The organism is Sphingomonas sp., from assembly GCF_036402235.1.
GTDB lineage: Bacteria > Pseudomonadota > Alphaproteobacteria > Sphingomonadales > Sphingomonadaceae > Sphingomonas.
In genome coordinates this window covers 19,478-43,447 of the sequence record NZ_DASWTG010000076.1, presented here as the reverse complement: position 1 = coordinate 43,447, position 23,970 = coordinate 19,478, and the positions used below count along the sequence as shown (strand labels likewise).

The window sequence follows — 23,970 nt, the reverse complement described above, 5'->3', positions numbered from 1 at the left end:
GACGGGAAAGGGGGTTTCGTTACATCGTCATCCCGGCTTTGAGCCGGGATCCAACTGTCTTCCCTCAAGTCCCCGGCTGGATGTACGGTATCCGCGCGAACAGTTCGCGCTGCCATTTGCGGGGGTCGTTCACCACCCGGCTCTTCGCGTCTATCAGCATCGTCTGCCGCTGCGGCAGCGTGTGCTTCGGCCATGACGGCACACCCGCGCTATTGGGGTCGCCCTTCGCCGCGAGGTTGACGAAGGCGCGCATCATCGTCGCGGAGGCTGCCTGCGTCGCCGGGCCAGTGCCGGAGACCGTGCCTTCCGCGCCGATCGTGCCGAACACCAGCGGGATGTCGTGGGTGTGCGCCGCGCCGCGCTCGGGTTCGACCGGCGAGGTGAAGTCGAGCTGATAGACCCAGGCGGGGACGCCGGCCTTCGCGCGCTCCTCCGCCTCGATCACCTGTCCGCGCCAGCTGCGGCCGGCGGTGGTGGCGGCATAGAAGATTTCGGTCGGCGACCATGCCGGGAACTGCTTGCGATATTCGGCGACAACCCATTCGGGATGTGCGTCGATGCGCAAACGGGGTGCGATGCGCTCGGCCAGGTTGGCCCAGTCGAGCGTGCGCACGACCTCCGACTTGGGATCGTCGAAGGCGCGGGTCTCGTCGCGCGTATTGCCGAGGATCAGCGGAATGCCATTCCCCAGCGGGTTGGCGTCGGGCCAGAAGGGGTGGCGGGTCAGCCACTTCATGTCGAGCACCGGCCCCATATAGACCCCGCCGCCGAGGATCGGATCCTCGGCGCGCAGGCCCTCGATCAGCTTCTCGACGGGCATGTCGGTGAGGTCGCCGGGTTTCGCCTTGAGCCGCTCGAGCAGTGCCTGCGCACGGCGGGTGGCGTTGAGCGGTCCGCTCGCCGTCACCTGCTGGCCGGACATGGTTGCGGCGCGGTGGAACAGGCCCTTGGCCGCGGGCATGCCCATCAGCGTCGCGATCTTGGCGCCGCCGCCCGACTGGCCGAACAGCATCACGCGGTTCGGGTCGCCGCCGAACCCTGCGATATTGTCGCGCACCCATTGCAGCGCGAGGATCAGGTCGAGCTGGCCGTTATTGCCGCTGTCCGGGAAGCGCGGGTCGAGCCGGGCGAGATAAAGATAGCCGAGCGCATTGAGGCGGTGGTTGACAGTGACGACGACGACATCGCCTTTCTCCGCCAGCATGCTCCCGAACACCTGCGGCTCGATCACCGTGCCGTTCGAGTAAGCGCCGCCGTGGAAGTAGACCATCACCGGACGGCGCGCCTTCGCGTTCGCCTCGGGTGTCCAGACGTTGAGGAACAGGCAGTCCTCACGCTGGTTGGCGATGCGGCTCGATTGCGGGCAGCTCGCGGCGAACTCGGTAGCGGTCAGCGCGTCGCGGGATGCTTCGGGCGCGGTCGCTGGCCGGAAGCGCGCGCGGCTGGTGTCCCTGCCGTAGCGGATGCCGAGAAAGGCGTGGACGCTGCCGTCGCGCTTGCCCCGCCAGCGGCCGGACTTGCCGATCGCCACCGGATCGCTCTGGGCGAAGGCGCTGGAGGGCAGGGCGCTCAGCACGGCCCCGGCCCCCAGCAGCGTCCGCCGGTGCATCACCGGCGGACGTCCAGTCCGCCTTCGAGGAAGGCGTCGATATCGGCCTGGCGGAACAGGCTGGCATCGCCCGGCAGCGAATGCTTGAGGCAGGTGAGCGCTAGGCCCGAGGCGACGGTCGCCTCAAGCTCCTGACCCGACAGCACGCCGTGCAGGATACCCGCGGCATAGGCGTCGCCGCCGCCGATCCGGTCGATGATCCCTGCGACCACGACTTCCTCGGTCTGGTAGCCGCGCTCGGGCGTGTCGACGCGCGCGGCGATGCGGTGGCGGTCGGCATCGTCGACATGGCGCGCGGTCGAGGCGATGCGCTTCAAGTTGGGGAAGGCGGCGAAGGCGGCCTCGGCGGCCTCGCGGCGGCGGTCGGCGCCGTCGCCCGAGAAGCTCTTGCCGAGCAGCAGCGAGACGTCGCGATGGTTGCCGAACATCGTGTCGGCGAGGCTCACCAGCTCGGTGAGGACGGCGCGCGGATCGCTGTCCCATGCTTCCCACAACCGCGCGCGGTAATTGCCGTCGAAGCTGATCGCGACGCCGAGCTCCTTCGCGGCCCGCGCGGCCTGAAGCGCGGCCTGCGCGGTCGCAGGCCCGAGGGCAGGGGTGATGCCCGACAGGTGCAGCATCGCCGCGCCGTCGAGCAAAATCTTCCAGTCGAACGCATCGGCCGGGGCCTTGGCGAAGGCCGAATCCGCGCGATCATAGACGATGTCCGACGCGCGCAGGCCCGCGCCTTGGGTCAGGAAATAGAGGCCCATCCGACCGTCGCGATATTGCACGCCGCTCGTGTCGGCGCCCTGCGAGCGCACGAACTGCACCGCGGCTCGGCCCAGCGCATTGTCGGGGACCGCGCTGACCATCGACACCTGATGGCCGAGATTGGCCAGGCCGATGCCGACATTGGCCTCCGCGCCGCCCACGACCACGTCGAGCCGGGGCGTCTGCATCAGCAGCTCGCGCCCCGGAGCGGTCAGGCGGAGCAGCAATTCCCCGAAACAGACGATGCGGCCGTTGGTCATTCGTAACTTTCCCCGTTCGGGCTGAGCTTGTCGAAGCCCTGCTCTTTCCTTGGACGCTCTAGGAAGAAGAGCGGCCCTTCGACAAGCTCAGGGCGAACGGATTTTGGATCGGCGCTCAGCGCGCCAGCCAGCCGCCGTCTACCGCGAGGATATGGCCCTGCACATAGTCGGATGCGCGCGACGCGAGGAAAACCGCCGCGCCGCCCAGATCCGCAGGGTCGCCCCAGCGGCCCGCGGGGATGCGCTCCATGATCTGGCGATTGCGCGTCTCGTCCTTTTGCAACGCATCGGTGTTGTTGGTCGCGATATAGCCCGGCGCGATGGCGTTGACGGTGATGCCCTTGCTCGCCCATTCGTTCGCCAGCAGCTTGGTGAGGCCGCCGACGCCGCTCTTCGACGCGGTGTAGCTCGGCACGCGGATGCCGCCCTGGAAGGTCAGCATCGAGGCGATGTTGATGATCTTGCCGCCGCCATTCGGGATCATGTGGCGCGCCGCCGCCTGGCACAGGAAGAACACCGACTTCAAATTGGTGTCCATCACCGCGTCCCAGTCCTCCTCGGTGAAGTCGACCGAGTCGGCGCGACGGATGATGCCGGCATTGTTGACGAGGATGTGAAGCCCGCCGAGCCTTTCCACAGTCTCATCCACAACTCTCTGCACAGGCTCGATCGTTGAGAGATCGGCGCTGACGATCTCAGCCTTGCGGCCGAGCGCGCGGACCTTTTCGACCGTCTCGGTCGCAGCCGAGCGGCCGACCGCGGCGATGTCCGCGCCCGCCGCGGCAAGGGCCAGAGCGATGCCCTGGCCGATGCCGGTGTTGGCGCCCGTGACGACGGCAACCTTGCCGCTGAGATCGAAGGGGTTGGTCATATCGCTTACGCCAGCTGGCAGATGTCGAGGACGTTCATGTCGGTATAGTCCTGGTTCTCGCCGGCCATCGCCCAGATGAAGGCATAGGCCTTGGTGCCCGCGCCCATATGGATCGACCAGGGCGGGCTGATCACCGCTTCCTCATTCTGCATCACGATGTGGCGGGTCGCCTCGCCCTCGCCCATGAAGTGCATCACGCGATCGGTGTCGGTGTTGTCGAGCTCGAAGTAGAAATAGATCTCGCTGCGGCGCTCATGGATGTGCGGGGGCATGGTGTTCCACACGCTGCCGGGCTTGAGCACCGTCAGGCCCATCACCAGCTGCGCGCTGTCGCACACGCCGGGGATGACGAGCTGGAAGATGGTGCGCTCGTTCGATTCGGCGAGGCTGCCGCGCTCCAGAGCATTGGCGTCGGCGATGCCGAGCTTGCGCGTGGTGAAGCCCTTATGCGCCGGGCACGAGGCGATGTAGAAGCGCGCGCCCTGGCCGGAGAACTCGACGTCCTTCGCGCCCATGGTGACGTAGAGGCAGTCCTTGTTGCCGAGCGTGAAGCTCTCGCCGTCGACCGTGATCGTGCCCTCGACGCTGCCCACATTGACCACCGCCATCTCGCGGCGCTCGAGGAAGGGGTGGCCCTTGGCCGAGGCCGGCTCTTCCTGTGCGGGGAGCTTGACGGGGGCGCCGTCCACCGCCACGCCGCCGATCACGAAGCGGTCGGCATGGGTGTAGTTGAGCACGACCTCGCCCTCACGGAACAGGCCCTGGATCAGGTAGCGGTCCCGCAGCTCCTCGTTGGAGACGCACTCCATCATGTCGGGGTGGGTGGCGTAATAGGTGCGGTCGAACATCAATGTAGCTCCGGATGAAATAGGGTTCAGGCCGCTTCGGCCACGGGAAGGGTTTCGTCGAGCTTATAGGCCTTGCGGACGAGGCCGTTGGTCAGCTCATAGGCGAGTTCGGCGGCCTCCCAGTCCTGCATCCGCCCCTCGGCGACGAGGCGGGCGAGGAACGCGCAGTCGACGCGGCGCGCGACATCGTGGCGCGCCGGGATCGAGAAGAAGGCGCGCGTGTCGTCGTTGAAGCCGACGGTGTTGTAGAAGCCTGCCGTCTCGGTGGTCATCTCGCGGAAGCGGCGCATGCCCTCCGGCGAATCGTGGAACCACCAGCTCGGCCCGAGCCGCAGGCACGGATAATGCCCGGCCAAGGGGGCCAGTTCCCGCGCGTACGTGCTCTCGTCCAGGGTGAAGAGGATCACCGTCAGGTCCGGCTCGTTGCCGACCACGTCGAGCATCGGCTTCAACGCCTGGACATAATCGGTGCGAGTCGGGATGTCCGCGCCCTTGTCGCGGCCGTGGCTCGCGAACAGCCTGGCATTGTGGTTGCGGCACGCGCCTGGATGGATCTGCATCGTCATGCCATCCTCGACGCTCATTTTCGCCATCTCGGTGAGCATCTGCGCGCGGAAGAGCTCGGCGTCCGCCGCGTCCCACTTGCCGGAGATGATGCGCCCGAACAGCGCCTCGCTCTCTTGCGGAGAGAGGTTGGCGGTCTGCGCGGTCGCGAAGCCATGGTCGGTGGCGGTAGCGCCCGCCACGCGGAAATCGGCGCGGCGCTTGCGGTGCGCGGCGAGATAGCCCTGCCAGCTGTGCACGTCCTCGCCGGTCAGGTTGGCGAACGCCTCGAGCGCGCCCTTGAACGCCTCATGCTCGACGTCGATCACCGAATCCGGGCGATAGGTGGTGACGACCCGGCCGCCCCAGCCCGACTTGCGGATCGCGGCATGATGCTCGAGCGGATCGTCGGCGCCCTCGGTCGTGGCCAGGAAGTCGATGCGGAACCGCTCGAACAGCGCGCGCGGGCGATAGCCCGGAGTCGCCAGCGCGGCGTTGATCGTGTCGTAATAATGATCGGCGGTCGAGGCATCGAGCAGCCGGTCGATGCCGAACACCTCGGCAAAGACATGGTCGAGCCACATGCGCGAAGGCGTGCCGCGGAACAGGTGATAGTTGCTCGCGAACAGTAGCCACGCCGCGCGCGGATCGGTCGCCGGCACCCCGTCGAGCCGTGGCACGCGCAGCGCGTCGAGGTCGACGCCCTGGCTGTAGAGCATGCGGAAGACATAGTGGTCGGGCGCGAGGAACAGCTCGGTCGCGTTCTCCCACGCGTCATCGGTCGCGAACCATGCCGGATCGGTATGGCCGTGGGGCGACACGATCGGCAGGCCGGCGATCTCCTTGTAGAGGTCACGCGCAATGCCGCGGGTGGTGGGATCGGCGGGGAACAGCCGGTCGGGATCGAGTGCCAGGGGACGCACTTTCACATTTCCTCTCACATGACGGGTCCGAACCCGGTAACCGGTGTCAGATTACATTTCAACCAAAGTCTCGGCAGGCCGGCCCCGCATGGCGAATCCGGTGCACGCTCGCGTAGCCGCTAGCACATTCCCTGCCCCGAAAGGGAGGGGGATGAAGCGCGGCGATCGGCTTGCAAGCGATCGTGGATGTCGTTACATCACGGCCCCGTTCCAACGCGAGGAAAGGAGGGCGTACATGTCAGATACCATCGCACGCCCTTCCGGTGCGTTCCGCACCATCGGGCGCTTCCGCCACTAGGTCCTGAAGCCGCCCTGATCCGGGTTCCCGCCCGCATCGCCCCAAATTGACATCGCATTGGAGACGGCGCCCCGGCGCCGGTTCACGACATGACTCAAGAGACTGACCGCCCGGATTCGATCCGTCGCGTCCTGCGCTTCGCCTTCCGCCACTGGGCGCGGCAGCGCGGGCGCGCGGCCTGTATCGCCCTGTTCATCACCGCCGCGACGGTGACGGAGATCTTCTTGCCGCTGTTCGCCGGCCGGCTGATCGATGCACTCGCCGCCGACCTGCGCAGCCAGGCGCTGTCGCTGTTCGCGGCGATGGCGGCGCTCGGCCTCGCCATGGTGGCGTTGCGCCACTTCGCCTGGGCCGGCGTCGTCCCGTTCACGCTGCGCATGATGCGTGACGTGACGCAGGACGGCTTTCACCGCGTGCAGCGCTTCTCGACCGACTGGCACGCCAACAGCTTCGCCGGCTCGACAGTGCGCAAGATCACGCGTGGCATGTGGGCGTTCGATACGCTGAACGACGTGCTGCTGCTCCAGCTGCTGCCCTCGCTCGCGGTGCTGATCGGCACGATGGCGCTGCTCGGCTGGCACTGGCCGGTGCTGGGGATCGTGATGGCCGTGGGCGCCGCCGCCTATGTGGCGATGACGGTGGTGCTGGCGACGCGCTGGGCCTCGCCCGCCGCGACCTTGTCCAACGCCTGGGATACCAGGCTCGGCGGCCTGCTTTCCGACGCCATCGGCTCGAACGCGGTGGTCAAGGCGTTCGGCGCGGAGCTGCGCGAGGAAGCCCGCGTCGGCGCGTTGCTCGCCAAATGGGCCAGGCGCACGCGGCGCACCTGGATGCGCTACACCTGGTCGGGCAGCGCGCAGATCGCGGTGCTGTGGGCGATCCGCAGCGCGATCACCGGCACGGCCTTGTGGCTATGGTGGCGGGGCGCGGCGAGCCCGGGCGACGTCACCTTCGTGCTCGCGAGCTATTTCGTCGTGCACGGCTATCTGATCGATGTCGGCTTCCACATCCATCACATGCAGCGCGCGGTGAACGAGATGGAGGAGCTGGTCGACCTGCATGACCAGCCGCTGGGGATCGAGGACCGGGCGGGCGCGGAGCCGATCCGCATCGCCGCGGGCGAGGTGCGCTTCGACGACGTCACCTTCCGCTATGGCGGGCACGAGACGCCGCTCTACGAGCATCTCGACCTTGTCATCCGCGGCGGCGAGCGCGTCGGCCTGGTCGGTCATTCGGGTTCGGGCAAGACGACTTTCGTCAAGCTGATCCAGCGTCTCTACGATGTGAACCAGGGCCGGGTGACGATCGACGGGCAGGACGTGTCGCACGCGACCCAGCAGTCGCTGCGCGCGCAGATCGCGATCGTCCAGCAGGAGCCGATCCTGTTCCACCGCAGCCTCGCCGACAACATCGCCTATGCCCGTCCCGGGGTGAGCCGGGCGGAAGTCGAGGCGGCGGCGCGGCTGGCCAATGCGCACGACTTCATCGCGAGGCTGCCGCGCGGCTATGCGACGCTGGTGGGCGAGCGCGGGGTCAAGCTCTCGGGCGGCGAGCGCCAGCGCGTGGCGCTTGCCCGCGCTTTCCTGGCCGATGCGCCGATCCTGATCCTCGACGAGGCGACCTCGAGCCTCGATTCGGAGAGCGAGGCGCTGATCCAGCAGGCGATGGACCGGCTGATGAAGGGCCGCACCGCGATCGTCATCGCGCACCGGCTGTCGACCGTGCGCACGCTCGACCGCATCCTGGTGTTCGATCAGGGCCGGATCGTCGAGGACGGCGATCACGATACGCTGCTCGCCGATCCGGACGGCCGGTATCGCCGGCTGTTCGACCGGCAGTCGGGCAATATCGTGGACGACGAGCCGGCACTCACCGATTAGGCGAGTGCCGGTTTGGGCGCCTGACGTGTGGTGTTCGTCACTCCCCCGGCGGCGCCACCGAAGCCCGGCGGATCAGCGTCGAGACGAACAGCGATTCCCCGCTCTCCTCGTCCTCGCCGTCGCCGATCAGCTTCAGCGCCGCGGCGCGCGCCATCGTCGCGATCGGCCAGCGCACCGTGGTGAGTGGCGGCCACAGATAGGAGGCGATCGAGGTGTCGTCGAAGCCGACGATGGAGAGGTCGCGCGGCACGTCGAGCCCGCGCTGGCGCGCGGTGTGCAGCACGCCCGCGGCCATCGCGTCGTTCGAGCAGAACACCGCGGTCGGGCGCGGCGACAGGTCGAGCAGGCGCTCGGCGGCGCGCATCCCTGATTCGAACGTATAGTCGCCTTGCGCGATCAGGGTGCGCTGGATCGGGATGTCGGCATCGTCCAGCGCAGCCTCATAGCCCTGGCTGCGCTCGAATGCCGAGCGGAAGCCGTGCGGGCCGAGGACGAGGCCGATGCGCTTGTGCCCGTTCTCGATCAGATGCGCGACCGCGCCGCGCACCACCTCGCGGTCGTTCGACGCGACCATATGCTCGGCATCGTCGAACGAGGCGGAGCCCATGCGCACGTAGCGCGCGCCGATCTCCTGGCACAGCGCGGCGAGCGAATCATTCTCGCTGATCGGCGGCAGGATCATCACGCCATAGGGGCGCTGTCGCTCGAGGAAGCGGCGGATCTCGTCGAGCATCGTCGCCGACCCGCGGTCGACCGGATGGACGATCAGCTCGAACTCGGTGTCGCGCAGCACCTCCAGCAGGCCCTGCTGGACGTTGAGCACCATGTGCGGGTTGGGGTTGTCGTGGATCAGCCCGATCAGGAAGTTGCGGCGCAGCGCCAGCGCGCGCGCCTGTGGGTTGGGGACATAGCCGATCTCGGCGATCACCTTCTCCACCCGCTCGCGCGTCTCCTCGTTGAGAAGGGGGGAGCGGTTGATCACGCGGCTGACGGTCTTCTTGGATACCCCCGCCAGTCGCGCTACATCGTTGATCGTCGCCTGCGCGCTTTTCTTCATATGCGAGTGCATAGCGCGCATCCGGCCCCTAGCCAATCGGGGCGCAAGGGCGTAGTGACACCGGTAGTCGTATGATGAATCCTGCTGCTCTCCAGATCCATGGCGCCGATAGCGTCGCCACCGCGCTACGCGATCTCGCCGCGGGCGAGGTGGTGCTTGGCGTGACCCTCAACGCCGAAATCCCGCGCGCGCATAAATTCGCGCTGGTGGCGCATGCGCCGGGCGATCCGGTGCTCAAGTTCGGCTTCCCGATCGGCAAGGCGACCGCGGCGATCGCCCCAGGCGACCATGTCCATGTCCATAATGTCGCGACCGCGCTGGCGGGCGAGGCGGTCTATGGCGGCGGGGCGGGGGCCGAGCGCGCACAGACGGCGGCGTCGGCCATCACATGGCGCGGCTATCCGCGCGCCGACGGCCGGGCGGGGACTCGCAACGAGATCTGGGTGCTGCCCACGGTCGGCTGCGTCGGCCGCACCGCACAGAAGATCGCGGCGAAGGCCGAGGCGTCGCTGCCTCCCGGCGTCGACGGCGTCCACGCCTTCGCGCATCCCTTCGGCTGCTCGCAGCTCAGCGACGATCTCGACGGTACGCGCAACATCCTCTCGGCGCTGGCGCAGCACCCCAATGCGGGCGGCGTGCTGCTGGTCGGCCTCGGCTGCGAATCGAACCAGCTTTCGGCGCTGCTCGAAACGTTGCCCCAGGAAACGCGGTCGCGCGTCCGCACCGTCGGCGCGCAGGCCGCATCGGACGAGATCGCCGAGGGTGTCGAAAAGGTGCTCGAGCTGGCCGAGCTGGCTGCGACCGCACAGCGCGAGGAGATGGGCCTCGACCGGCTGGTGATCGGATTGAAGTGCGGCGGCTCGGACGGCCTGTCCGGCCTCACCGCCAATCCGCTGGTCGGCCGCATGGCCGATTGCGTGACCGATGCCGGCGGCACCGCGATCCTGACCGAGCTGCCCGAGATCTTCGGCGCCGAGCAGTTGCTGATGGCGCGCGCCGCCGACGCCGATACGTTCGACGCGATCGGCGCGCTGGTGAACCGCTTCAAGCGCTATTTCCTCGACCATGGCGAGCCGGTGTCGGAGAACCCGTCGCCCGGCAACATCGCCGGCGGCATCACCACGCTGGAGGAAAAGAGCCTCGGCGCGGTGCAGAAGGGCGGGCAGGCGATCGTCACCGATGTGATCGACTATGGCCGCCAGGTGAAGCGCAAGGGGCTTACTTTGCTCGAGGCGCCGGGCAATGATGCGGTCTCCTCGACCGCGCTGTCGGCGGCGGGGGCGACGGTGATCCTGTTCACCACCGGCCGCGGCACGCCGCTGGGCTTCCCGGCGCCGACGCTCAAGATCGCGTCCAACTCGGACCTCGCCGCGCGCAAGCCGGGCTGGATCGACTTCGACGCGGGGCAGGTGCTGACCGAGGGCATGGACGTCGCCGCCGATGCCCTGCTCGCCCGCATCGCCGCGATCGCATCGGGCGAGCAAGCCGCCGCCGAACGCAATGGCGAGCGCGAGATTGCCATCTGGAAACGGGGTGTGACGCTTTGAGCCGATTGTCGCTGGAGACGCTTGGGGGACTGCCCGGAGCGATCGCGAAGCCTGCCTATGATCCTGCGAGGGTCGCGACCGGCGTGGTCCATTTCGGCCCGGGCGCGTTCCACCGCGCGCATCAGGCGAGCTATTTCGACAGCGTGCTGGCGGAGGATCCGCGCTGGGGCATCGCCGCGGTCTCGTTGCGCTCGGGCGGCACGGTCGAGGCGCTCGCCGCGCAGGACGGGCTCTACACGCTCGCGGTGCTCGATCGCGAGCCGTCGATGCGCGTGATCGGCGCGCACCGGACATGGATCGGGCCGGGTGGCGGCGCGCAGGTCGCCGCGCTGCTGGCGAACCCGCAGGTGCGCATCGTCACCTCGACCGTGACCGAGAAGGGCTATTGCCTGGCCGGCGACGGCACGCTCGACATGAGCCATCCCGATATCGTCGCCGACTTGCAGGGCGGCGAGCCGCGCAGCTTCGTCGGCTGGCTGGTGCAGGGCCTCGCGGCGCGGCGCGCGGCGGGCGCCGCCCCGTTCATGGTGCTGTGTTGCGACAACCTCTCGGGCAATGGCGGCAAGCTGCGCGCGGCGACGATCGCGCTGGCCGCCCAGCGCGATCCCGATCTGGCGAAGTGGATCGCCGGCACCGCGGCCTTCCCTGACACGATGGTCGATTCGATCACGCCCGCCAGCGACGACGCGCTCTACGCCAAGGTCGCCGCCGAGCTCGGCGTCGAGGATCGCGCGACCGTGCAGCGCGAGGCCTTCACCCAATGGGTGATCGGGCCGTACACGCTGGCAGACGGGCCGGATCTAGCCGGGGCGGGCGCGACGCTGACCAGCGATGTCGGCGGCTATGAGCGCGCCAAGTTGCGCATCCTCAACGGCCTGCACTCCAGCCTCGCCTATCTCGGCCTTGCCATGGGGCTGGAAACGGTTGCCGACGCGATGGGCGAGCCGGCGCTCGCGGCCTTCGCCGAGCGGCTGGCGTTGCAGGACATCGTGCCCGTGCTCGATCCCGTCGCGGGCCTCGATCACGCCGCCTATACCCAGGCCGTGCTCACCCGCTTCCGCAACCCCGCGATCCGCCATCTGCTCTCGCAGATCGCCTGGGACGGCTCGCAGAAGCTTCCCTATCGCCTTTTGGACACGACCGCGGCGGCAATCCGGTCGGGGCGTCCGGTCGACCGCCTCGCGGTGCCGGTGGCCGCGTGGATGCACTTCGTCGCGCGCCGCGCCGCTGCTGGCGAGAAGATCACCGATCCGCTCGCCGGCCAGCTGGCCGACGCCGCGGCGGGTACGTCGCCCGATCAGCTCGCCGGGCGGCTGCTGGCGTTCGAATCGGTGTTCCGTCCCGAGATCGCCGGTCATGCCGGGTTCCGCGCCGCCGTGGCGGGTGCGGTTCGCGCGCTTGCGGAGGGGCGCGTGGGGGCGCTGCTCGCGCGCTGATTGCGCCTCTTGTCACTGACACCGGTTTCCACTACCCCGTCGCATCGAGAACGATGTGAGGGGTGGATGAGTAGTTTGGACGCGATCGCGCAGGCCTTCGTCACGGCGCGCCGCACGGCAACCGGGTTGCCCGATTATCCCGGCACGCCGCCCGCTTCGCTGGACGACGCCTATGCGATCCAGGATCGCGCGCGCGCGCTGACCGGCGGCCGGGTCGCGGGCTGGAAGGTCGGCCGGATCAATCCGCCGCTCGACGGCCAGCTCGGCACCAACCGCCTCGCCGGCCCGATCTTCGCGGACAGCGTGCGCGACGGCGTCGGCGAGAGTCCGGCGATGCCGGTGTTCGCCGACGGCTTCGCCGCGGGCGAGGCCGAATTCCTGCTGCGCATCGCCCGCGCGCCCGATCCGGCCAAGACCGGCTACACGATGGAAGAGGCCGCGGAGCTGATCGACGCGGTGCATGTCGGTATCGAGGTCGCCAGCTCGCCCTTTCCGGGGATCAACGCGCTCGGGCCGCTCGTCACCATCTCGGATTTCGGCAACAATTACGGGCTGGTGATCGGCGAGGCGATCGCGGACTGGCGGAACCTCGAGTTCGTCGACTGGCCGGTCACGCTGCTGATCGATGGCGCGCAGGCTGGCGCCGCCACGGCACGCACCATGCTCGACGGGCCGATCGGCGCAGCGCGCTTCCTGTTCGAGAGCATGGCCGCGCGCGGCGTCGCGCTCGAAGCGGGGCAATGGATTTCGTCAGGCGCGGTAACCGGTGTACACGAGGTGCCGGTCGGCGCCACGGTGACGGCGACCTTCAACGGCATGCAGGTGAGCTGCTCGATCGAGGCAGCCACGCCCCGCTGACCGGGGCGGTAAGAGGAGAGACTGAATGGACCCGAGCCAGGCTGAGGGCATCCGCACGGCGGCCGCCGCCAATGCGGGACGCTACCGCTGGATGATCGTGGCGCTGCTGTTCGCGGCGACGGTGATCAACTATATCGATCGCCAGATGATCGGCGTGCTCAAGCCCACGCTGATGGAGGACCTCAAATGGTCCGAGCGCGATTTCGCGGGCGTCATCATCTGGTTCCAGATCGCCTATGCGATCGGCTATATCGGCTTCGGCAAGTTCGTCGACATGGTCGGCGCGCGCGCCGGCTATGCGGTCGCCTTTGTCATCTGGCAGCTCGCGCACATCGCGCATGGCGGCGCCTATTCAATGACCCAGTTCGCGATGGCACGCTTTGGCCTCGGCATCGGCGAATCGGGCAACTTCCCGGCGGGCATCAAGGCGGTGACCGAATGGTTCCCCGCCAAGGAGCGCGCCTTCGCGATCGGCGTGTTCAACGCGGGGGCGAATATCGGCGCCGTCATCACGCCGCTGGTGGTGCCGCTGATGGTCGTCGCCTGGGGCTGGCGCGTGGCGTTCGTCGTCACCGGCCTGGTCAGCTTCGTGTGGCTGATCGCCTGGTGGGCGATGTACCGCTCGCCGCGTGCGCATCCCAAGGTGAGCGCGGGCGAGCTCGCCTGGATCGAGCAGGATCCCGCCGACCCGGTCAAGCCGATCGGCTACGCCACCGTGCTGACGCGCAAGGAGACCTGGGCCTATTCGCTGGGCAAGTTCTTCATCGACCCGATCTGGTGGTTCTTCCTGTTCTGGCTGCCGGGCTATCTGTTCAAGCAATATGATCTCAACCTGCTGACCTTCGGTCTGCCGCTCGCGGCGATCTACCTCATCTCCGATGTGGGCAGCGTGTTCGGCGGCTGGATGTCGTCGCGGCTGATGAAGGCGGGCAAGTCGGCCAACTACGCACGCAAGCTGACGATGTTCGTCTGCGCCTGCCTCGTCCTGCCCGTGGTGTTCGCCGAATCGATCACCAGCGTGTGGGTGGCGGTGCTGGTGATCGGCGTGGCGACCGCGGGGCATCAGGCCTTCTCCGCCAATCTCTATGCACTTCCCTCCGACCTCTTCCCGCGCGGCGCGGTCGGGTCGGTGGTCGGCATCGGCGGCACGCTCGGCGCGGTCGGCGGCATCCTGATGGCCTTCTATGCGGGCGAGATCCTCGACCGGCTGGGGGTCTATTGGCCGCTCTTCTGGGTCGCGGGCGGTGCCTATTTCCTCGCGCTATTGGTGGTCCACCTGCTCTCGCCGCGGCTGGAGCCGGTGAAGGTTGACGACGCCGCCTGATATTTTCTGTCTCAAGTCCCGCTTTGGGCGCAATGAAGCAATGCTCTCATTGCGCCCGGCGCAGGATCGGGGCATTCACTGTCCTATGACGGCAACACTCAAGCTCGACGCGTTCCTGCCCTATCGCCTCTCGGTGGCGTCCAACCGCGTGTCCGGCGCCATCGCCGGCGCCTATCAGGCGCTGTTCGGCCTGCGCATTCCCGAATGGCGGCTGGTGACCGTGCTTGCCGAGTTCGGCGCGATGAGCCAGCAGGCGCTGTGCGGCCGCACCCAGATGGACAAGGTGACGGTGAGCCGCGCGGCGATCTCGCTCTATGAGCGCGGGCTGGTCACGCGCACCCCCAATCCCGACGACCAGCGCTCGCACCTGCTCGAGCTCAGCATCGACGGCTGGGCGCTCTATCGCCAGGTCGCGCCCAAGGCGCTCGAGCTCGAGCGCCGCATCTTCGAGAACCTCTCCGACACCGAGCAGGCGCAACTGCGCACGATGCTGGAGCGGGTCGAGAGCGCGGCGGCGGCGATCGGCCCGGGGGGTTGATCGCGGCCCCGCACATCGCCTAATCGGGCACTCCCTCCCCGGGGCAGATAAGGGTCCAAACCCGCTCAGGACGTGGAGCATGATGGCGATCAGCGGGTTCGTGGCGAGGAGCGGGGGCGAAGGCGGGCCGGTTGGCCCGTCTAGCCGCCGCGACACAGCCACGGGCCTGCTGATCGCCACCCCGAAGGGGCAGGGCGAAAAAGCGCCCCGGACGTCGTTGGCCGCTCGTCAGGTAGCCCCGCTACCTGCCTTCGCGACCGCCTCGCCGGAGCGCTTTTTCGCCGCTGTCATGCCCACGTCCTGAGCGGGTTTGGACCCTCGAGATTACCCAGGAGGAATTCGCATGACCGCTTATGTGACGCGCGCCGGGCTTTCGGTGGCGGAACCGCTCGCCCGTTTCATCGAGGAGCAGGTGCTGCCCGCGCCGGGCATCGCGGCGGATGCGTTCTGGAGCGGTGCGGCCGCGATCTTTGCCCGCTTCGCGCCGGAGAACCGCGCATTGCTCGCCCGGCGCGATTCGCTTCAGGCGCAGATCGATGCGTGGTGTGCGGCGGATCCCGCGCGCGCGGCCGATCCGGCGGCGCAGGAGGCGTTTCTGCGCGGACTCGGCTATCTCGTGGACGAGCCGAGCGACTTCACCGTCGGCACGCAGAATGTCGATGCCGAGATCGCGGCGATGGCCGGGCCGCAGCTGGTGGTGCCCGCGCTCAACGCGCGCTTCGTGCTCAACGCGGCGAACGCGCGCTGGGGCAGCCTTTACGACGCCTTCTATGGCACCGACGCGCTCCCCGGCACGGCGAAGCCGGGCGGCTATGATGCGCAGCGCGGCGCGCAGGTGATCGCTGCGGCCAAGGCGTTTCTCGACGAAGCAGTGCCGCTGGCCGGCATGAAATGGGCGGACTTCGCGAGCGGCGATCTGCCGCTTGCCGACCCGGGCCAGCTTGTCGGAATGCGCGGCGAATCGCTGCTGTTCAGGCATAACGGCCTGCACATCGAAGTGGTGATCGACCGCAGCCATTCGATCGGTGCCACCGACCCGGCGGGGATCGCCGACGTGCTGCTCGAAGCGGCGCTGACCACGATCGTCGATCTTGAGGATTCGATCGCGGCGGTCGATGCGGAGGACAAGGTCGCCGCCTATGCCAACTGGCTCGGCCTGATGCGCGGCGACCTGACCGAGACGTTCGACAAGGGCGGCAAGGTGCTGACCCGCCGGCTGGCTGACGACCGCGTCTATCAGCGCCCGTTCGCGAGCGACCTCACGCTGCCGGGCCGCAGCCTGCTGTTCGTGCGCAATGTCGGCCATCTGATGACCACGCCCGCGGTGCGGATCGAGGGCGACGAGGCCCCTGAAGGCATTCTCGACGCGATCGTCACCTCCGCGATCGCGCTCCACGATCTCCTTGGTCTCGGTAAATACCGCAACAGCCGCACCGGCAGCATCTATATAGTCAAGCCCAAGATGCACGGCCCCGAGGAATGCGCCTTCACCGACGCCCTGTTTGACGCGGTCGAGGACTTGCTGGACCTTGATCGCCATACGATCAAGGTCGGGGTGATGGACGAGGAGCGGCGGACCTCCGCCAACCTCGCCGCGTGCATCCATGCGGTGAAGGACCGCATCGCCTTCATCAACACCGGCTTCCTCGACCGCACCGGCGACGAGATCCACACATCGATGCGTGCTGGGCCGATGATCCCCAAGGCGGAGATGAAGGCATCCGCCTGGATCAAGGCCTATGAGGACCGCAACGTCGGCATCGGCCTGCGTCATGGCCTGTCGGGCAAGGCGCAGATCGGCAAGGGCATGTGGGCCGCGCCCGACCGGATGGCCGAGATGCTCGAGGCGAAGATCGGCCACCCGCTGAGCGGCGCCAACACCGCCTGGGTGCCTTCGCCGACCGCGGCGACGCTGCACGCGATGCACTATCACCAGGTCGACGTGTTCGTGCGCCAGAAGGAGATCGCGGGCGAACCGGTGCCGGGCCTCGGGCCGCTACTGACCATCCCGGTCGCGCAGGGCCGCAACTGGACGCCGGAGGAGATCGCGCGCGAGCTCGACAACAACGCCCAGGGCATCCTCGGCTATGTCGTGCGCTGGATCGACCAGGGCGTGGGCTGCTCGAAGGTGCCCGACATCCACGATATCGGCCTGATGGAGGATCGCGCGACGCTGCGTATCAGTTCGCAGCACATGGCCAACTGGCTGCTCCACGGTGTCGCGACCGCTGCGGATATCGATGCGGCGTTCGAGCGGATGGCCGCCAAGGTCGACGCGCAGAATGCGGGCGATCCGCTCTACCGCCCGATGGCCGGGAACGAAGCGGCGAGCCTCGCCTTCCAGGCGGCACGCGCGCTCGTGTTTGAAGGGGTGGACCAGCCCAACGGCTATACCGAGCCGCTGCTGCACAAATTCCGCGCGCAGGCCAAGGCGCGGGGCTGAAAATAGCCCGGTCCGGCGCTTGAACCTTCCACAGGCTCGCTCGTTGGGTTAGCGAGTGGGTGAGGATCGAACGATCCCATTGGGAGGACAGGGCAATTTCGGGCGTCGGACTGGGGATCCTGCTATTGGCGAGCAGCGCCTTGGCGCCGGTGGCTGGCAGCGCCCAGATCGGCAGCACTGCGGGCAAGCCCGGGCAGAGCGCGCCGGCCGACGATCCCAAGCCCGCGCCCCGCTCGGTGCAGGAGCGCACCGCGCCTCCCGCCGATGACAAGCCGATCGTCTCCGACGAGGAGTTCGACAAGTCCCTCCCGCCGCTCAGCGACGATATGAATGCGCCGCTCGAGCCGATGGCGCCCGCCGATCCGGCGGCGCCCCCGGCCGATGCGCCCGCCGACGCGATGGACCCGCTCGACGTCGATGCCCCGCTCGGCGAGGGGCAGAACGAGACCGAGCTGGCCGCGCCGCTGCCGCCGCTCAGCGATTTCGATACCACCCCGATCGCCGAGGCGATGCCCGTGAATGACGAGGCGGGGGTCGAGATCCGCTACGTGACCCGCGTGACCGGGCTCGACGAGCTGAGCCTCGACGATCAGTTCGAGGAGCTCTCCGCGCTCGAGGACGGCGACGGCGTCGCCGCCAACGCCGCGATCATCGGCGCGCGCGCGCGCGAGGACGAGGCGCTGGCGGTGCGGCTGATGAAGTCGCTCGGCTATTATGACGCGACCGCGGTGGCGACGGTCGAGCAGACCCCCGGCGGCACGCGCCCGGTGACCGCGACGATCGCCGCGGTGCCCGGCCCGCTCTACACCTTCGGCACGATCAGGATCGAAGCCGATCCCACCGTTCCGCCCAGCCTGATCGCCGACAATTTCAAGCTCGAGACCGGCGAGCGGATCGACGCGGTGCGCGTGCAGGCCGCCGAGGCGGCGGTGAGCCTCGCGCTGCCGCAGAACGGCTATCCCTTCGCCGAGGTGGGCCAGCGCGACATCCTGCTCGACGAGGAGACCCATACCGGCGACTATCTGCTGCCCGTGAAGATCGGCCCGCGCGCGCGCTTCCGCGCGATCACCACCGAGGGCAAGGCGGTCTTCGACACCAGGCATATCGAGGTGCTGACGCGCTTCGACCGCGACGACCTCTATGACAGCCGCAAGGTCGACGACCTGCGCGACGCGCTGGTCGCGACCAGCCTGTTCTCGACCGTCTCGGTCGAGCCGGTGAAGACCGGCGCGCCTGCGGGCGAGGGCACCGAATATGTCGATCTGCTGGTCAAGCAGACCGCCGGCCCGCCGCGCACGCTGGCGGGCGAGCTCGGCTATTCGACCGGCCAGGGGCTGCGCGCGGAGGTGAGCTGGACGCACCGCAACCTCTTCCCGCCCGAAGGCGCGCTGATCCTGACCGGCGTCGCCGGCACGCAGGAGCAGGGCGCCTCGGCCACCTTCCGCCGCTCGAACGCAGGGCGGCGCGACCGCACCTTCCAGCTCTTCGCCTCGGCGCTGCGCTCGGACGTCGAGGCGTTCACCAGCCTCACCGGGACGCTCGGCGCGCGCGTCTCCTACGATTCGACCCCGATCTGGCAGAAGCCGCTGACCTACAGCTACGGCGTCGAGCTGATCGGCACGAGCGAGGACCGCTACGATTTCGCGCGCGGCGAGCGCCGCCGCGGCGCCTATTTCATCGCCGCGCTGCCGCTGTTCGCGGGCTGGGACCAGTCCGACGATCTGCTCAACCCGACCCGCGGCTATCGCGTGAAGGCCAATCTCAGCCCCGAGACCTCGGTGCGCGGCGCGGCACGGCCCTATGCCCGCATGATGGTCGAGGGCACCGGATACTTCCCCGTCACCGACAGCATCGTGCTCGCCGGCCGCGCGCGCTTCGGGACGATCCAGGGCATCGCGCGCAACGATCTCGCCCCGTCGCGGCGCTATTATGCCGGCGGCGGCGGATCGGTGCGCGGCTTCGGCTATCAGGAGCTCGGCCCGCGCGCGCCCGACGGCAAGCCGATCGGCGGCCGCAGCTTCAACGAGTTCGCGATCGAGGCGCGCTACCGCTTCGGCGATTTCGGCATCGTGCCGTTCGTCGATGCGGGCCAGGTCTATGAAGGGGGCCTGCCCAGGCTCACCGACATGCGCTTCGGCTTCGGCATCGGCGGGCGCATGTACACCAATTTCGGCCCGCTGCGGCTCGACGTCGCCACGCCGATCAACCGCAAGCCGGGCGAATCGAAGATCGCGCTCTACATCTCGATCGGGCAGGCGTTCTGATGGCGGAGCAGGGGGCGCCCGAAACGGTCGAGACCGCCGACACCACCGAAACGGTCGTCGTCCGCGCGCCGCTGTGGCAGCGGATCGCCAAATGGATGCTGATCGCGCTCGCGGGGCTGGCGCTGCTGCTGGCGCTCGCGATCTTCGGGCTCAACACCAGCCCCGGCAAGCGCTTCGTCGCCGACCAGATCGGCAAGTTCAGCACCGCGAGCGGCCTCAACGTCAAGGTCGGGCGGATCGAGGGATCGATCTACGGCGCGATGGTGCTGCGCGACGTGCGGGTGAGCGATCCCAAGGGCGTGTTCGCGACCTCCCCGGCGATCGCGGTCGACTGGCGGCCCTTCGCCTATCTGCGCAACCATATCGACATCCGCTCGGCGACCAGCCCGCTGGTCACGGTGCGGCGGCTGCCCGAGCTCAAGCCCGGCGACCCGAATGCGCCCTATCTCCCCGATCTTGACATCGATATCGGGCGGCTGTCGATCGACCGGCTGGTGCTGGAGCCGCCGGTCGCGGGCAGGCGCCATGTCGCGACCCTCACGGGCGAGGCGGCGATCGCCGACCGCCGCGCGCGCGTGATCGCCAATGGCCGCACGCTCGGGCGCGGGGGCGGCGACCGGCTGGCGCTGGTGCTCGACGCGGTGCCCGACGCCAACAAGCTCGACATGCGCGCCGATCTCAATGCGCCGGTTGGCGGGCTGGTCGCGGGGCTGGCGGGCCTCAAGGCGCCGCTCGCGGCCCGGCTCGATGGCCGCGGAAGCTGGGAGCGCTGGCAGGGCCGTGCCACCGGCACGCTCGGCGGCGCGGCGCTGGCCGATCTGCGCATCGCCGCGCGCAAGGGCAATTTCCAGGTTCGCGGCACTACCCGGCCGGGGCTGATCCTCAAGGGGCCGGTCGAGCGGCTGACCGCGCCCAACCTGCAGGTCGCGCTCGACGCGACGCTGGATCAGCGCCGCGCCGACACGCGGCTGCGGCTGCGATCCAGCGCGATGGCGCTGAACACGACCGGCACGATCGATCTCGGCCGGAACGCGTTCGACCAGTTCCGGATCGAGGCCGCACTGCTCACCCCCGGCGCGATCGCTCCCAACCTCAACGGCCGCTCGGTGGTCGGCGCGGTGGCGCTCAACGGCCCCTTCGCCACGCCGACGGTCGATTACAAGCTGCAGGCGGCGGCGCTGGGCTTCGGCGAGACGGTGGTCGAGGGCCTCTATGCCGAGGGGCTGGCGACGGTGAATGCCGATCGCATCCTCGTCCCCGTACGGGCGCGGGCAAGGCGCGTCTCGGGCCTCAATGCCGCGGCGGGCGGCCTGCTCACCAACGTGACGCTGGCGGGCGACCTCGCGATCACCGGGCCGCAGATCCTGTCGGAGAATCTGCGCATCCGCTCGGACCGGATCGACGCGACCGCGATCATCGCCGCGAACGTCAGCACCGGCCGCTATGCCGGCGCGCTCAAGGGGCGGGTCAACGACTATACGATCGACGGCATCGGCATCGTCAACCTCACCACCGATGCCGATCTCTATGCCGCGCCGGGCGGCGGCTGGGGGATCAAGGGGCGGATCGCCGGGCGCAGCACGCGGCTGTTCAACGCCGGGGTGCGCGATTTCCTCGGCGGCAATGCGGTGATGAGCGTCAATGTCGGGCTCGACCCCAGCGGGATCATCAACTTCTCCAATTTGCGGCTCGCCGCGCCCAAGCTCAAGGTCGTGCGCGGATCGGGCCGCTACGACCCGGCCGGGCCGCTGCTGCTCAATGCCGATGCCTTGTCGAACGATTATGGCCCGCTGTTCGCGCGGGTGACGGGCACGCTCTACGCGCCGGTGGTCAATCTGCGCGCGCCGCGGCCGGGGCTGGGCGTCGGGCTGGCGGATCTGCAGGCACGGATCCGCGGGCAGGGCGATGCCTGGGCCGTCACCGCCACCGGCGGAACCAGCTACGGCCCGTTCACCGCCGACGTGCTGGTGCGCACCGGCCGGGCGATGACGGTGGACGTGCGCAAGGCGCGCTTCGCGGGAACCGACATCACCGGCAAGCTGACCCAGACCGCGGCGGGGCCGTTCGCGGGCGCGCTCGCCTTTGCCGGATCGGGCATCAACGGCAATGTCGACCTGTCGGCGCAGGGCAGATATCAGCAGGCGGTGGTGCGCGCGACCGCGCTCAACGCGCAGATCCCCGGCGACCTCGAATTCACCATCGGCCGCGCCGTCGTCAACGCGACCGCCGTGCTCTATGACGATGCACCCGCGATCACCGGCGAGGCGCAGGTCGCCAACCTGCGGCGCGGCGAGTTCGTGCTGGCGCGCGCGCGGGCGAAGATTGACTATCGCGGCGGAAGCGGCACCGCGCAGGCGATGGCGCAGGGATCGTCGGGCGTGCCGTTCCGCGTCGGCATCAACGCCCGCTTCGCGCCGGATCTGTGGCGCGTCGCGGTGTCGGGGCGCGCGAACAATATCGGTTTCCGCACGCCGCAGGCCGCGCGGATCCTGGTGAGCGACGCCGGCTACCGGCTCGCGCCGACTCAGATCGACTTCGATCGCGGCAGCGCGCGGATCGCGGGCAATTGGGGCGAGGGGCTGGCGCTGCAGGCGCGGCTCGACAAGCTCGACCTGTCGATCGCCAATGCCTTCTCGCCCGGGCTCGGGATCGGCGGCAGCGCCACCGGCTCGATCGATTTCCGCCAGGCCGGCGACGGCAGCTTCCCCAACGCGATCACGCGGCTCAACATTGCCGGGTTCAACCGGTCGAGCCTGGCGGGCGTGTCCACGCCGGTGGACATCGCGTTCGTCGGGCGGTTGCTTCCCGAGGGCGGCGACGCGCGCGCGGTGATCAAGCGCGGCCAGACGACGATCGGCCGGATGGTCGCGACGCTCCAGCCGCTCGGGCCGGGCGGCAGCTGGAGCGAGCGGCTGTGGGCGGCGCCGCTGGCGGGCGGCATCCGCTATAACGGGCCGTCGGCGGTGCTGTTCTCGCTCGCCGGCTTCACCAACCAGTCGGTCGCCGGGCCGATCTCGATCGCGGCCGATTTCTCGGGCCAGTTGCGCGCGCCGCAGCTCGCCGGCCAGCTCCGCGCCGCCAACCTGACCTATGAGAACGAGACCTGGGGCACGCGGCTCACCCAGATGAAGATCGAGGGCCGCTTCGACAGCGATTCGCTCGACATCACGGAGATGAACGCCGTCGCCGGCAACGGGCGCGTGATCGCGACCGGGACGGTCGGGCTGTCGGCCGAGCAGGGCTTCCCGATCGACATCACCGCGCGCTTCCGCAATGCGCGGCTGGCGCGCAGCGACGCGCTCGGCGCGACCGCGACCGGGCAGCTGCACATCACCAACGGCCTCGACGGCGGGCTGATCGAGGGGCGGATCATCATCCCCGACGCGCGCTACCAGATCATCCGTCAGGGCGCCGCCGAGGTGCCCGAGCTGACCGGCGTCTATCGCAAGAGCGAGCTCGACGCCGAAGGCAAGCGCCCGGTGCGGCGCGCGCCGTCCGGCATCTTCCGCCTCAACGTCGCGGTGGTTGCGGACAACCGCCTGTTCGTGAACGGCATGGGCCTCGAATCCGAATGGAGCGCGCGGATGCAGGTCACCGGCACCTCCGCGGCGCCGGTGGTGACGGGCGAGGCGAAGGTGGTGCGCGGCACCTACAGCTTCGCCAGCCGCCGCTTCGAGCTGACCCGCGGCCAGATCAATTTCGAGGGCGGTCCGCTCACCGATCCCAGCATCAACATCTCGGCCAACACCACGGCCGAGGGGGTGACGGCGATCATCAACATCACCGGCACCGGGCAGCAGCCGCGCATCGCCTTCACCTCGACGCCGTCGCTGCCGCAGGATGAGGTGCTCTCGCGCCTGCTGTTCGGCAGCTCGGTGACCAACCTCTCCGCGACCGAGGCGATCCAGCTCGCCGCCGCGCTCAACTCGCTGCGCGCCTCGGGCGGCCTCAATCCGCTCGGCCAGCTGCGCTCGGCGGCGGGGATCGACCGGCTGCGCATCCTGGGCGAGGACGACACCACCGGCCGCGGCATGGCGCTCGCCGCGGGCCAGTATCTGACCGACGACATCTATGTCGAGATCATCACCGACGCTCGCGGCTACACCGCGGTGCAGCTCGAGATCGCGCTGACCCGCGCATTGAGCCTGCTCTCGCAGACCGGATCGTTCGGCGGCTCGCGCGCTGGCCTCAAATATTCGAAGGACTACTAAGTCCTCCCCTGCATCGCAGGGGAGGGGGACCGCCGAAAGCGGTGGAGGGGCGGCCGCGCAGACGGCCGATTTCAGCTCGGCAAAATTCCGCCGTCACCGCTTCGCGATGCCACCTCCCCTGAAGGGGAGGAGTGTCTAGCCGCCGGCACAGGGCCGGAATGACGGTTCGCGCAGGCACAGGATGGTGGAATTTTCCTACATCGTGACATTCCGCTATGCGGAGTCATGCGCCTGTTCACGCCGTTGCCGGTCAGCCTTCCGCGCATGATGCGTGTCAATCCCAGACGAAAACATGCGTCTCGAGTCA

Annotated in this window: 15 protein-coding genes; 9 read left to right on the top strand and 6 right to left on the bottom strand. The window is 68.9% G+C overall.

What is annotated here, in order from left to right; all coding sequences use genetic code 11:
* Positions 1-64: 64 nt before the first annotated feature.
* The 5 genes from VGD28_RS15650 to uxaC all read right to left on the bottom strand — a co-directional run bounded on the left by VGD28_RS15650 (position 65) and on the right by uxaC (position 5,807).
* On the bottom strand, positions 65-1,609 hold the full coding sequence (locus tag VGD28_RS15650; RefSeq protein WP_331029321.1) for a carboxylesterase/lipase family protein: 1,545 nt from the start codon (positions 1,607-1,609) through the stop codon (positions 65-67).
* Positions 1,609-2,622 (bottom strand): sugar kinase, encoded by a 1,014-nt coding sequence (locus tag VGD28_RS15645; RefSeq protein WP_331029281.1) that lies wholly within the window; start codon positions 2,620-2,622, stop codon positions 1,609-1,611. The genes VGD28_RS15650 and VGD28_RS15645 overlap by 1 nt, the downstream gene beginning before the upstream one ends.
* A 115-nt stretch (positions 2,623-2,737) precedes the next feature.
* Positions 2,738-3,493 (bottom strand): 2-dehydro-3-deoxy-D-gluconate 5-dehydrogenase KduD, encoded by a 756-nt coding sequence (gene kduD / locus VGD28_RS15640; protein ID WP_331029280.1) that lies wholly within the window; start codon positions 3,491-3,493, stop codon positions 2,738-2,740.
* A 5-nt stretch (positions 3,494-3,498) separates the two neighbouring features.
* Positions 3,499-4,341 (bottom strand): 5-dehydro-4-deoxy-D-glucuronate isomerase, encoded by an 843-nt coding sequence (gene kduI / locus VGD28_RS15635; RefSeq protein WP_331029279.1) that lies wholly within the window; start codon positions 4,339-4,341, stop codon positions 3,499-3,501.
* Positions 4,342-4,367: 26 nt separating this feature from the next.
* Positions 4,368-5,807 carry a glucuronate isomerase gene (uxaC, locus tag VGD28_RS15630; RefSeq protein ID WP_331029278.1) on the bottom strand — a complete coding sequence of 480 codons (1,440 nt, stop codon included), beginning with the start codon at positions 5,805-5,807 and terminating at the stop codon, positions 4,368-4,370.
* Positions 5,808-6,194: 387 nt separating this feature from the next.
* Here uxaC and VGD28_RS15625 point away from each other — a divergent pair, with 387 nt between their 5' ends.
* A complete protein-coding gene (locus VGD28_RS15625) occupies positions 6,195-7,985 on the top strand; it encodes an ABC transporter ATP-binding protein (protein ID WP_331029277.1) in 1,791 nt (596 codons plus the stop codon).
* Between the two features lie 37 nt (positions 7,986-8,022).
* Here the strand turns inward: VGD28_RS15625 and VGD28_RS15620 are convergent, their stop codons facing one another.
* On the bottom strand, positions 8,023-9,042 hold the full coding sequence (locus tag VGD28_RS15620; protein WP_331029276.1) for a LacI family DNA-binding transcriptional regulator: 1,020 nt from the start codon (positions 9,040-9,042) through the stop codon (positions 8,023-8,025).
* Positions 9,043-9,116: 74 nt separating this feature from the next.
* On the opposite strand from VGD28_RS15620, the gene VGD28_RS15615 reads away from it, so the two are divergent.
* The 8 genes from VGD28_RS15615 to VGD28_RS15580 all read left to right on the top strand — a co-directional run bounded on the left by VGD28_RS15615 (position 9,117) and on the right by VGD28_RS15580 (position 23,663).
* Positions 9,117-10,589 (top strand): altronate dehydratase family protein, encoded by a 1,473-nt coding sequence (locus VGD28_RS15615; RefSeq protein WP_331029320.1) that lies wholly within the window; start codon positions 9,117-9,119, stop codon positions 10,587-10,589.
* 5 nt (positions 10,590-10,594) lie between these two features.
* Positions 10,595-12,025 (top strand): mannitol dehydrogenase family protein, encoded by a 1,431-nt coding sequence (locus VGD28_RS15610; protein WP_414714513.1) that lies wholly within the window; start codon positions 10,595-10,597, stop codon positions 12,023-12,025.
* A 66-nt stretch (positions 12,026-12,091) separates the two neighbouring features.
* Positions 12,092-12,883, top strand: coding sequence for a 2-keto-4-pentenoate hydratase (locus VGD28_RS15605; protein ID WP_331029274.1), 792 nt, complete (start codon positions 12,092-12,094; stop codon positions 12,881-12,883).
* Between the two features lie 25 nt (positions 12,884-12,908).
* On the top strand, positions 12,909-14,207 hold the full coding sequence (locus tag VGD28_RS15600) for an MFS transporter (protein ID WP_331029273.1): 1,299 nt from the start codon (positions 12,909-12,911) through the stop codon (positions 14,205-14,207).
* Positions 14,208-14,292: 85 nt separating this feature from the next.
* Positions 14,293-14,745 carry a MarR family winged helix-turn-helix transcriptional regulator gene (locus VGD28_RS15595; protein WP_331029272.1) on the top strand — a complete coding sequence of 151 codons (453 nt, stop codon included), beginning with the start codon at positions 14,293-14,295 and terminating at the stop codon, positions 14,743-14,745.
* A gap of 343 nt (positions 14,746-15,088) precedes the next feature.
* Positions 15,089-17,188 carry a malate synthase G gene (locus tag VGD28_RS15590; protein WP_331029271.1) on the top strand — a complete coding sequence of 700 codons (2,100 nt, stop codon included), beginning with the start codon at positions 15,089-15,091 and terminating at the stop codon, positions 17,186-17,188.
* Positions 17,189-17,313: 125 nt separating this feature from the next.
* Entirely contained in the window at positions 17,314-19,452 is a 2,139-nt protein-coding gene (locus VGD28_RS15585) for an autotransporter assembly complex protein TamA (RefSeq protein WP_331029270.1), read from the top strand.
* Positions 19,452-23,663 carry a translocation/assembly module TamB domain-containing protein gene (locus VGD28_RS15580; protein WP_331029269.1) on the top strand — a complete coding sequence of 1,404 codons (4,212 nt, stop codon included), beginning with the start codon at positions 19,452-19,454 and terminating at the stop codon, positions 23,661-23,663. Before VGD28_RS15585 ends, VGD28_RS15580 begins: the two co-directional genes overlap by 1 nt.
* Positions 23,664-23,970: the final 307 nt, after the last annotated feature.

Coding starts and splice junctions, on each gene's coding strand:
- VGD28_RS15650 (WP_331029321.1), bottom strand. CDS start 1,609: ATGCACCGGCGGACGCTGCTGGGGGCCGGGGCCGTGCTGAGCGCCCTG.
- VGD28_RS15645 (WP_331029281.1), bottom strand. CDS start 2,622: ATGACCAACGGCCGCATCGTCTGTTTCGGGGAATTGCTGCTCCGCCTG.
- kduD (WP_331029280.1), bottom strand. CDS start 3,493: ATGACCAACCCCTTCGATCTCAGCGGCAAGGTTGCCGTCGTCACGGGC.
- kduI (WP_331029279.1), bottom strand. CDS start 4,341: ATGTTCGACCGCACCTATTACGCCACCCACCCCGACATGATGGAGTGC.
- VGD28_RS15625 (WP_331029277.1), top strand. CDS start 6,195: ATGACTCAAGAGACTGACCGCCCGGATTCGATCCGTCGCGTCCTGCGC.
- VGD28_RS15620 (WP_331029276.1), bottom strand. CDS start 9,042: ATGAAGAAAAGCGCGCAGGCGACGATCAACGATGTAGCGCGACTGGCG.
- VGD28_RS15615 (WP_331029320.1), top strand. CDS start 9,117: ATGAATCCTGCTGCTCTCCAGATCCATGGCGCCGATAGCGTCGCCACC.
- VGD28_RS15605 (WP_331029274.1), top strand. CDS start 12,092: ATGAGTAGTTTGGACGCGATCGCGCAGGCCTTCGTCACGGCGCGCCGC.
- VGD28_RS15600 (WP_331029273.1), top strand. CDS start 12,909: ATGGACCCGAGCCAGGCTGAGGGCATCCGCACGGCGGCCGCCGCCAAT.
- VGD28_RS15595 (WP_331029272.1), top strand. CDS start 14,293: ATGACGGCAACACTCAAGCTCGACGCGTTCCTGCCCTATCGCCTCTCG.
- VGD28_RS15590 (WP_331029271.1), top strand. CDS start 15,089: ATGACCGCTTATGTGACGCGCGCCGGGCTTTCGGTGGCGGAACCGCTC.
- VGD28_RS15580 (WP_331029269.1), top strand. CDS start 19,452: ATGGCGGAGCAGGGGGCGCCCGAAACGGTCGAGACCGCCGACACCACC.